The following is a 10,224-nucleotide window of genomic DNA, read 5'->3' on the forward strand; positions in this document are numbered from 1 at the left end:
TAAATACAAACGGATACGCCTTCTAATGCTTTAGGCTAGCTATTCAGGCTGCTTTCCTGCTGCAACCATGACCCTGCTTCAATTGAGAAGTGCGAATTCCTAAGGCGACCGCGAATCGCGAATTAGCGCGGCTTTAATTAGCGGTCACTGTTTCGGCTTAGCCGAGAAAGGAGGGTGGGAAAACTTCACTGATCAAGACCGCATACAAGCGTGTTTTGCGCCTGCATGCCCAAAGTTTGTTTCAACTGTGCCATTGACCGTTTTGTAGATGAATGACGGTTGGCGCTTAATAAGTGGAAATTGATATGTCTAAACGATCACAACCAACTGTTACAGTTATTGATGATGTCAATGTCGACAAGGTGTACGCACCGGTTCATGCCGACGTTGAAGTTAAGCACGCTGAGGTCGATGCAGACTTCACCAAGCAAGACAACGACAATACGGTGACGAATGATCAGGGTCAGGGCCAGGAACAGGCTCAGAAGACCAAGGTAGACAATGAGCAAGGTCAGGGTCAGGACCAAGGTCAGGGCCAGGATCAGGGTCAGGGTCAAGATCAGGGCCAAGGCCAAGACCAAGGTCAGGGTCAGTCACAGCAAAACGGTGGTGACGACAGCAACGACAACTCGAACTTTGTTCAGATCGACTTCGGTGGCGGCGAGTGGATCCCGCGCGATGATGATCTGGTCGATGTTGACGTCAGCAACGGCAGCTCGATCGACGATGTTATTACTGTCGGAAACGACTATGACCCCGGCGATGATATGAACCTGGATATTTCGCTGAATGGTCCTGGCAACGACATGGCGTCGATCAACAACCAGGTCGCCAGCCTGCAGGATGACGACTATCTGGGTTCAGCTACTGTCAAAAACGACGGTGAGTTCCTTCAGAAGGGTGACGCAAAAGGTGGTTCTGCACACGCTGAAGAGGGCATCAGCTCCTCGACAGATGGCGGAAACTCTGGCAGCGGTGGCACAACCAACGGTGGTTGGGCAGATTCCGACACCCACGGTAGCACGGCTACTGCATCCGGCGGCCACACTGGCGACGCCGACGCAGAAGCATACGCCGGTGACGGCGGCGCTTCGGGTGACGCAAGCACGTTGGGTCTCGGTGTTGGCAAGTCCGACTCGAACGCCAGCGGCAGCAGCACCGGCGGTGACAGCGGCAACGCGGACAGCTTCTCGGATGCTGACAACAGCGGTCACTCTGACTCGTCAGACGCTGATGCGTACGGTGGCGACGGTGGAAACGCCGGTTCGATCGGTCTGGGTCTGGGTCTGGGTCTGTCAAGCGCTGACAACGATGGCGCAAGCTCTGGTGGAGACAACCTGTCTCTGGCAGGTGGCAAAGGCTACGGTTCTGCAGACAACGACACGTCGGCTGGTGGCGCAAACGGTGGTAGCGGTACCGCAGGAAACGCAGGCCTGGCGCTGAACGGAAGCAAAAGTGACACCGAAGCAAACGACGCAGACTCTGGTGGTAACATCGGTCTGGGCGCAGCTGGTAACCTTGCAGGTTCCGACGCAGACGGCACCGGCGGTTCCGGTGACGGAGCAAAAGGCGAAGGCGGCGACGGTAACGGCTCTGCTGGAGTTGGTGGTTCGGGCCTTGGTGCACCGGGTGCTGGCGGAACTTCCGGCCAGTTCGACGCGGCACTTGCTCCGCTGAGCCAGAATGCTGGCCTGATCGGTCAGAACAACGGCGGAACCAGCGCGACCAACGGTGGTGCAGATACCAACCACGGTAACCCGGGAACGGGTGGCGACGGTACTGGCGCATTTGGCTCAGGCGGTGACGGCACGGGTGGCTTCGGCTCAGGTGGCGACGGCGTTGGTGCCTTTGGTTCTGGTGGCGACGCAGACACTGATGCAGATGCACAAGGTGTAGGCGATCAGAATGCCGCGGGTCCTGTTGTTACTCAGAAACCTGGTGACGTGGACGGTAACGCCAGCAACGGTCAGGACGCAGACGTCCACGCCGGTGACGGTGGAACCAACGACGCTGATGGTTGGGCCCACGGTGCTGGCACCGGTACTGGCACCGCAGACGGTGTTGGCGGCGGCGGCGGCGCGCTTGATCTGGACGCGACCTCGACAGGTACGGGTGCAGGTTCGGCGGATGCGACCAACAACGCTGGTGCAGGCGCAGAAGCGAACGTGTTCTCTGTGGCTGATACCGATGGGTCGGCAGACAGCCTGGCCGAGGCCATTTCTGGCTACGGTGGAGCGGCAGCTTCGGACAACGACGCGACTTCGACCGGCTCGGGCGCAGCCTACGGCATGTCGGAATCAGGTATCGGTGGTGGCGGCGGAGCCGCACAAGCCAATGCTGGTTCGAGCGGCAATGCTCACGGTGTAGCCGAAGGCGGCGGAACCATGGGTGCAATCGTTACCGGTGGCACAGCTGCAGGCGCCTATTCTGGCGATGGCGGCAACGGTGGTAACGCCGGAACGTGGGGCGGAAACAATGGCGGCGACGGCATTGTAACCGGTGAATCCTACGCTTCTGCCGCGGCAGTGGTCGACACCTCGGCCTTCAACCAGTCAATCGTAATGGGTGCCAACGTATTGGGTAACTCGGTCGAAATGACAATGGTTGGTGGTTCGATGAACTCGACTTACTCGAGCGACGATACCGATACCTAAGTATTGCTAGCAGAGCCCGCTTGGCGGGCTCTGTCCTTTTCAAAAATGCTGGGGCCGCGCTGGGTGGCCTCAGCCCAGCTTAACCTAATCCGGAAATTTCAGGCCGGGGCAGGGAAAGGAAAGCGATATGGCGCTTGATAGTATTACAGAACAAATTGCACATTTCGTTGGAGCATTTGAACTCACAACAGAACAAGCCCGTTTGCGGGACCAATACGAAGAGTTCACTGCATTACGGCGCAAGGCTGAACTGGATAACTTGGAAGACGCGACACGCATTCAGGTAAAAGCGGACCTGAAGCTCGATCCGGGTGAATACGAAGCTCTGCAATATGAATTCGCTACTCCACAAGTTCATATCCCTGCACCTCAAGGGCCAGAGACATCGAACACTGACTCACCCGTTTTCACGAATGCGGTTAGCGGCTTGGATGGCGGCGGGGGTCCCCAAACAGCCTTGTCCAGCTCAACATCCGTCCAGGTAACGTTTGTTGAAGTGGAGCCCGAGATCGTAACCGAAGTCGTCGGCTCCGTTGTGACCTACACGTTCCAGAAGATCGAGTTGAACGACAACGATACAATTGGCCAAGGCGATTTCCGGGATACCGAATCTCAGATCCAGCAGGGCGAAGAAATGCTGGAAACCGCGCAGTCCATGCATACGATTTCAGCGCCCTCTCTGGATGTCACGGATTATCAGTCGATCGAGCTGATCGAAGAGATTGCAGAACAAATGCAGTCGGGTGAGATTGTCGAAGTTGAAGGCGCCGAAGTACATCAATTCCATGGCGAAGAAGCCGTCGGTGTGATTGTAAACGGCGAACATGTTGAGGAAATGCCCGATTGGGCAGAGATGTTGCCCAAGCATCATAAGCCGGTCGAGGCTGCGGAAGACGATACCCCGGATGCATTGCCGAAAGAGTGGGATCAGGACAAAGACCAGGAATTTGAAGACGGTCATACGGTGGTCACTGGCGGCAATCTGGCGATCAACGAAGTCGCGGTCAGCGTAGGTTGGGTCGACGCGCCAAACATCGTTGTTGGTGGTCAGGCTGTGAACCTGACAGTCGTTAGCCAAGTCGCTGTTGTGTCGGATATCGACGAAGGCGATGAGGGCTTCCAAAGTGAAACCCACGTGGTGCAATCCTCGAACATCGAAGTGGAAGCCAGCGAAGCGTCGTGGGTAGAAGACAACGTGGCTGAACCGGGGCAGGACCCGCTTGTTGCCATCGACTGGATCGAAGGTGATCTGATCGTCTCCAATTTTATCAATCAGGTCATAAACGCGACCGACATCGATCATATCCAAACCGAGCTTACAGCTTCGTCCAGCATGTACACTTTGGGCGACAACATTCTGACCAATGTCACAAGCATGGTTCAGCTGGGCAGCTTCTACGACATGATCATTACTGGCGGGAACATGATCTCGCTTGATATCATTTCGCAGACGATTGTGTTGATGGATGATGATATCTCACATGGCGGCTCACCTGCGAAGGACAACGACAACCTGGTTGTGAATCAGGTCTCGGTGAAAGCATCAGGTGAAGACACCCACGAAGCGTTGAGTGACAACTTTGCCGATATCGTGCCGCTGCAAGAGGTCGACACCGAAGCGCTCGAGGATGCCTTGCTGCATGACCCGCTGTTTGCCGGGACTGAGCTCATTCGAGTGTTGAAGGTCGAGGGTGATTTGCTTCAACTCAACGTGATTGAGCAGGTGACCCTGTTGCAGGACCAAGATGACATTTCACTATCCGGCAGCAACGCGGCAAACGCCTCTGTATTGGGCGCCGGCAATGCCATCCTGAATTCGGCCAGTATCAATAAGATAGGCGTCGATTCAGTGGTTATGGCGCAAGAGGGCGAGTACTCGGATCTCTTGCTTCATCAGGCAAGTCTGATCGACGTTCCTGAGGAGGAAAACGTTGAGATTGCGAACGAAGCAATCGCGTTCCTGATGGAAGAAAATGACGGTCCAGGTAACTCGGAAAACGCGCCCGGACACACTAAGTTGACACCTTCGGAAATGGCCAGCGTCGACGACGGCCTACAATCTATGCTAGCATAGTAACCTGTTTTGTTACGAGTGACCCGAAAGTTTTTTGACATGTCGATTGTATTACCGTCGCGTCCTGTACGCTATGCAAGCCCGTTGGATCGAAACGGGGGTTCCGTTTCAAAGCCGCCCAAGGCCGGTCAATCTGAAAGCAATAACAAAAAGATGCCCAAATTACGCCTGAGCGCGGATTTGTGCGTTGGCGATACCCAAGAGGTTGAAAAGGAAGCAACTGCGACTGATGACGCGGGTGCTGACCAAATAGTGAAACCTGAAGCTGAAAATCGCGAATCACAAAACGAAACGAAACTGCGCGCCGAAAATTCCCCCCGGCGCAAGCAGCCGCAGCCTGCCGAAGACTATGACCAACAGGGCGGCGGTGATGGGGTGGCCGATGCTGACGGTCCCGATCCTGAAACCGTTGGTAAAACGAGCGACCGTACACCCCCCGCGTCGCGCTCGGCCGGCGGTAATAGCATGGGCACCACTATCGAGGCCAAGGCGAACCAACCACTGCTGCGCAGCAATTCCGGCGGCGGTGATGGAAAAGGGCCACCCCAAACATTCCATAAACGGACCCCGCCCGAGGATTTTAAGAAGACGCTTCGAACCTCGTTGCGGGCGATCTATCGGAACCTTGCCTTCGTTCTGGTTCTGACCTGCGCCACTAATCTTCTTATTCTGGCTATTCCTATTTATCTCTTTCAAATCAGCGACCGCGTTCTAACGAGCCGGTCGCTTGACACGTTGATCATGCTGACGGCGATCGTTGCTGGCGCAGTGATTTTCCAATCTGCCTTTGATGCAATTCGGCGCTTTATGCTGATGCGTACCGCCGTTGAGGTCGCCGCCCGACTGGGTGCTCCGATCCTAAGTGCGGCTGCCCACGCCTCATTGCATGGCACCGGTCGCGAGTACCAAACGCTAGGCGATCTTCAGCAGGTGCGCGGATTTCTTGTTTCCAGTACGCTGATATCCTTCTTGGATGTGCCATTCGCACCTCTGTTTATCCTGATGATCTTTTTGGTTCATCCGCAACTTGGGATGATCGTTATCGTGACGGCGTTGTTGTTGATGACGATTGCATTCATCAACCAGCGGATGACGGCCAAGCCGTTTGCTGAGGCGAACAAGGCGCAATCCATGGCGAACATGCATCTGGATTCGATGTCGCGGAACAGCCAGATCATCAATGCTCTGGCCATGATCCCCGAGGCCGTTCGCATCTGGGGCCGTGATACCGCGCAATCCCTGACGTGGCAGGTGCGGGCCCAGGATCGAAACGTTATCTTCGCGGCAATTTCGCGGGCCGTACGTCTGCTTACACAGATCTGCATCCTCGGGTGGGGTGCCTTTCTGGCGCTGCAGGGTGAGATTACCGGCGGTATGGTCATTGCGGCTTCGATCATCGCGGGCCGCGCATTTGCCCCGATCGAAGGGTCGATCGAGGGATGGAATAACTTCCTTCTGACGCGTGCGGCGTATGGCCGGATCAATCAGTTGTTGTCCAACTCTGCACTTCAGTTCGAAAAGTTGCGCCTCCCGCGGCCCGAAGGGCGGTTGGATGTCGAGCGTCTGCTGTATGTGCCGGGTGGGACCAAGCGTGTGGTGCTGAACGGCATTAGTTTTTCGCTGAACCCCGGTGAAACATTGGCGATCATCGGCAACTCGGGCGCAGGGAAAACCACATTGGGCAAAACGTTGGTGGGTTCGATCCTACCCACATCCGGTAGTGTTCGCCTGGACCTGATGGACATCCGCAATTGGGATCCGCGTCAGTTCGGCGAAAGTATCGGTTATCTGCCTCAAGATGTTCAGCTGTTCCCGGGCACGATCAAAGACAATATCGGCCGGATGCGTGCGGATGCGACAGACGAACAAATTCATGACGCGGCCGTTTTGGCAGACGTGCACAACATGATCGCAACGCTGCCGCAAGGTTATGAAACGGTGGTTGCGGCGGATGGTGCACCGCTGTCCGGTGGACAAAAGCAACGCATCGCCTTGGCACGAGCGTTCTTTGGTAATCCACGGATGGTTGTCCTGGACGAGCCAAACTCGAACCTGGACGTGGCCGGTGACAAGGCTTTGGCCCGGGCGATTGCGCAAGCCAAGGAAAGCAAGATTACCGTTGTCGTAATCACGCAAAAACCAACGCTGCTGAACGTCGTCGACAAGATCATGCTTCTGACAGACGGCCGAGTGGCGTTGTTCGGACAGCGTGAACAGGTTCTGCAACAGCTGAACGGGCCGCGGAGCAATAGCAACCAGCCCGGCATCGAAAATCAGTAAGGGGGGATCGACATGCATGACTTAGTACCTGTGAACAACGACCCCAAAGATCCAGCGGTTTGGTACGCAGAGGTTCCGCGTTCCATTCATCGGTTCGTGGTGATTGGGATGATCATGCTGGTAGTTTGTTTCGGCGGATTTGGTGTCTGGTCTTTCAGCGCACCGCTTGCTGCTGCGGTTATTGCGCAGGGCAGCTTTGTCGCGACAGGCCGAAACAAAATCGTACAGCACCTGGAAGGTGGCATTATTCAGGACATCAAGGTTATCGAGGGTCAGACCGTCGAAGCTGGGCAGGTTCTGATGACGCTCGACCAAACCTCGGCTGAGGCGAACGAAAGGGAACTATTCATCCGCAAAATCCGTCTGCAAGCCATGTCTGAGCGCCTGAATGCTGAGTATGGTGAGCTGCAGCGATTGGAGTTCTCGCCAAATCTGCAAGCCGCTTCGGACGATGTCGAAGTGATGTCCATTCTGGACGGGCAAAAGATCAGCTTTGATCTTTCTCGTAAAACGCTGCTGAACGACATCGCGTTGTTAGAGCGGAATATGGAAGCACTGAAAATCCGGTCGAGCGGCTTTGAAGCGCAGTTGCAAAGCATGATCCGCCGGTCAGAGATTCTGCAGGAAGAATATGAGACCAAGCAGGCTTTGTTTGAAAAAGGTTTGGTGCGCAAAGGTGAGCTTAATACGATCCGACGCGTGCAAGCCGAAGCCGAAGGTCAACAAGCGCGGATGCAGGCCGAAGCCGCAGAGATCAGCCAAATGCTCCTGAAGTACGAAGAACAGATCTCTAGAACCAAGGCGGCCTATCGTGAGGCTGCGCTGGACGAGCTGAGCGTTATCGCGGCTGATCTGGAAAGTGTGCGGGAAAAAGCGCGCCAAGCCCGGAGCGTTCTGGACCGTGCGGTTGTTCGTGCTCCGGTGACCGGAACCGTGGTTCGGTTGCACTATCACACGCCAGGCGGCGTTATCGAAACCGGTGAGCCCATCGCCGAAATTCTGCCGGCCGACGCGCCGTTGATTATCGAAGCGCAGATCCCGCGTACCGAAATCGACAGTGTTGTGACTGGACAGAATGCCACTGTGCGTCTGGTTGCGTTGAACCAGCGGACAACCCCTGTATTGAATGGTGAGGTTTTCTATCTTTCCGCGGATGCTCTGGTTGAAGAAATGGGTGGTGCGCCCCAGGAAGTTTACTTAGCGCGGATTTCTCTTGAACCGGATGAGATTAACCGAGTCAGCGGTTTCATTCCGACACCGGGTATGCCAGCCGAGATCATGATCCAGACCGAGGAAAGAACCTTCGCGGCCTATATCGCCAAGCCCGTTACAGACAGTATGTCCCGGGCGTTCCGCGAACAATGATCGGGTCGCTTAAGTAATCGGTCTACATCTTCCGTTTTCTGCATGTTAGCATTCAGTGATTTTCACTGAGGGATACGCCTATGCCGCTAACTGTAAAGGAAATGATGGAGGCTGCGAATGCAGCCGTAGAACGGATTGACATGGGCAAAGCCAAAGAACTGCTAGAGCAGGGGGCTTTGTTGTTGGATGTTCGGGATGCGATCGAACTGCATCAAACAGGGCGGGCGGTCGGCGCGCACCATATCCCTCGCGGTACGCTTGAATTTAAGGCCGACGACAATCTGCAGTCTCACGATCCCGAACTACGCAAGGACCGCGCCATCGTTCTTTATTGTGCGGCAGGCGGACGCGCAGCATTGGCTGGCAAGCTGTTGAAGGATATGGGGTACGATTACGTCTATAACCTTGGCGGGCTGCCTGATTGGGTGAACGGTGGGGGTGAAGTCTCTCCCACGTAGTCGTCCGAACCGGTCAGGCGTTCAGGAAAGTTCTGACAGCAGCTTCAAATTCCCGAGGTTTTTCAGCATGCAGCCAATGTCCCGCGCCGGGGATTTTTGCAAATCGTGCGGCTGGAAACAGGCTTCGGATCAGGCTGCGATGTTCAGGAAGGACATAGTCCGACTCTCCTCCGGAAAGAAAGAGGGCGGGGCCATCCCAGGACGAGTCGAATTGAGGAAAGCCCATGATATTAGGCATCTCGGCTGCCAGGGTATCCATATTCAGCAGCCACTTCTTGCCTTTGATGTCCAGTGACTGCGTGAAAAAGCTCTGCAGTGCTTTCTCGACGCCTTGAGCCGCCAATTGCTGTTCCGCGTCCGAACGCCGTTCGACCGTCGAAAGATCAACGGCGCGCATCGCCTCAATAAATGGAAGCTGACTGTGGCTGTAGGTAACCGGTGCGATGTCCGCTACGACCAACTTTCGCAGCAGCTTGCCGTGCCTCAGGGCCAGCGCCATTGCCGCCTTGCCGCCCATTGAATGGCCAACGATATCTGCATACCCACCGTGCTGTTCGATGACCTCAGCCAGATCGTCGGCCAAACTCGGATAGTCATGGTGTTCGGTCCACATGCTGAAGGCGTGGTTTCGCATATCGACGGCCACAACTTGCCGTTCGTCTGACAGACGCCGTGCAATCACGCCCCAGTTGCGGGCCGAGCCATACAGCCCGTGTGCGATCAGCAGAGGAGGGTTCGCGGTTGGTTCACCATGTATGATCGTATTCAGCATATAACGTGTGATACCCGTCAAAAATCCAAACAGCCAGCCCCATTGTCGGCCATCCAAGTGAAGGTTAAATTGCTGGTTCAGGAGGCCGCATCATGTCGGAAAACACAGATATCCAGATCCGGATTGCGGACACTATACAGTTGCTGCGCAAAAAGCTGGGTGTGCGTGATAAAACCTTGTTAACTTCGGTTCGGAAGGCCAAGCGCCAGTTGCCTCGGCGAATCTATAAGCAAGCGCTGATGCTTGCTAACGCAGAGCAGATGGCGGCTCACCCTAAACTGCGGCTGACGCTGGATACCCCGAAACTTGTTCAGGCTTCAGATGAAGTGCATTCTCACCTGAGCGGCATCAACAGGGCGGATCGACGTTTGGGTTGGTTCCTGGGAATGCTGGGCGGATTGGTTTTCAACCTACTGGCTTTGTCGGTCTTGCTGCTGATTTTTCTGTGGTGGCAGGATTTGATCTGACACTGCGCCAAAACAAGAACGACGCCCAGTGGGCGCCGTTCAAGTTGTTGATATGATGAAACCTTACAGGTTTGGATAGATAGGGAATTTGGCGCAGAGGTCTGCGACTTCTGCCTTGACCTTGGCTTCGACTTCAGCGTTGCCGTCTTCGCCG

At 55.5% G+C, this 10,224-nt stretch carries 7 protein-coding genes; 6 read left to right on the forward strand and 1 reads right to left on the reverse strand.

Annotated elements, in window-relative coordinates:
- The first annotated feature begins 305 nt into the window (after positions 1–305).
- The 5 genes from ACR0EO_RS14245 (at position 306) to ACR0EO_RS14265 (ending at position 8,831) form a co-directional block, all read left to right on the forward strand.
- Positions 306–2,654, forward strand: a complete 2,349-nt coding sequence (locus ACR0EO_RS14245; RefSeq protein WP_480690999.1) for a beta strand repeat-containing protein — start codon at positions 306–308, stop codon at positions 2,652–2,654.
- Positions 2,655–2,781: 127 nt separating this feature from the next.
- Positions 2,782–4,728 carry a type I secretion protein gene (locus tag ACR0EO_RS14250; protein ID WP_480691001.1) on the forward strand — a complete coding sequence of 649 codons (1,947 nt, stop codon included), beginning with the start codon at positions 2,782–2,784 and terminating at the stop codon, positions 4,726–4,728.
- A 153-nt stretch (positions 4,729–4,881) separates the two neighbouring features.
- On the forward strand, positions 4,882–7,008 hold the full coding sequence (locus ACR0EO_RS14255) for a type I secretion system permease/ATPase (RefSeq protein ID WP_480691003.1): 2,127 nt from the start codon (positions 4,882–4,884) through the stop codon (positions 7,006–7,008).
- Between the two features lie 12 nt (positions 7,009–7,020).
- Complete coding sequence (locus tag ACR0EO_RS14260; RefSeq protein ID WP_480691005.1) at positions 7,021–8,373, forward strand: HlyD family type I secretion periplasmic adaptor subunit; 1,353 nt, start codon at positions 7,021–7,023, stop codon at positions 8,371–8,373.
- 80 nt (positions 8,374–8,453) lie between these two features.
- Positions 8,454–8,831: a rhodanese-like domain-containing protein gene (locus ACR0EO_RS14265; RefSeq protein WP_480691007.1), complete on the forward strand. Its 378-nt coding sequence runs from the start codon at positions 8,454–8,456 to the stop codon at positions 8,829–8,831.
- A 13-nt stretch (positions 8,832–8,844) separates the two neighbouring features.
- On the opposite strand, the gene ACR0EO_RS14270 is transcribed toward ACR0EO_RS14265, so the two are convergent.
- Complete coding sequence (locus ACR0EO_RS14270) at positions 8,845–9,603, reverse strand: alpha/beta fold hydrolase (RefSeq protein WP_480691009.1); 759 nt, start codon at positions 9,601–9,603, stop codon at positions 8,845–8,847.
- Between the two features lie 92 nt (positions 9,604–9,695).
- Between ACR0EO_RS14270 and ACR0EO_RS14275 the strand changes: the two genes are divergently transcribed.
- Positions 9,696–10,070: a hypothetical protein gene (locus ACR0EO_RS14275; protein ID WP_480691011.1), complete on the forward strand. Its 375-nt coding sequence runs from the start codon at positions 9,696–9,698 to the stop codon at positions 10,068–10,070.
- Positions 10,071–10,224: the final 154 nt, after the last annotated feature.

The organism is Ruegeria sp. BE9 (assembly GCF_056538765.1).

Excerpts from the sequence above, each read along its gene's own strand:
- ACR0EO_RS14245 (WP_480690999.1), top strand. The coding sequence starts at position 306 with ATGTCTAAACGATCACAACCAACTGTTACAGTTATTGATGATGTCAAT.
- ACR0EO_RS14250 (WP_480691001.1), top strand. The coding sequence starts at position 2,782 with ATGGCGCTTGATAGTATTACAGAACAAATTGCACATTTCGTTGGAGCA.
- ACR0EO_RS14255 (WP_480691003.1), top strand. The coding sequence starts at position 4,882 with ATGCCCAAATTACGCCTGAGCGCGGATTTGTGCGTTGGCGATACCCAA.
- ACR0EO_RS14260 (WP_480691005.1), top strand. The coding sequence starts at position 7,021 with ATGCATGACTTAGTACCTGTGAACAACGACCCCAAAGATCCAGCGGTT.
- ACR0EO_RS14265 (WP_480691007.1), top strand. The coding sequence starts at position 8,454 with ATGCCGCTAACTGTAAAGGAAATGATGGAGGCTGCGAATGCAGCCGTA.
- ACR0EO_RS14270 (WP_480691009.1), bottom strand. The coding sequence starts at position 9,603 with ATGCTGAATACGATCATACATGGTGAACCAACCGCGAACCCTCCTCTG.
- ACR0EO_RS14275 (WP_480691011.1), top strand. The coding sequence starts at position 9,696 with ATGTCGGAAAACACAGATATCCAGATCCGGATTGCGGACACTATACAG.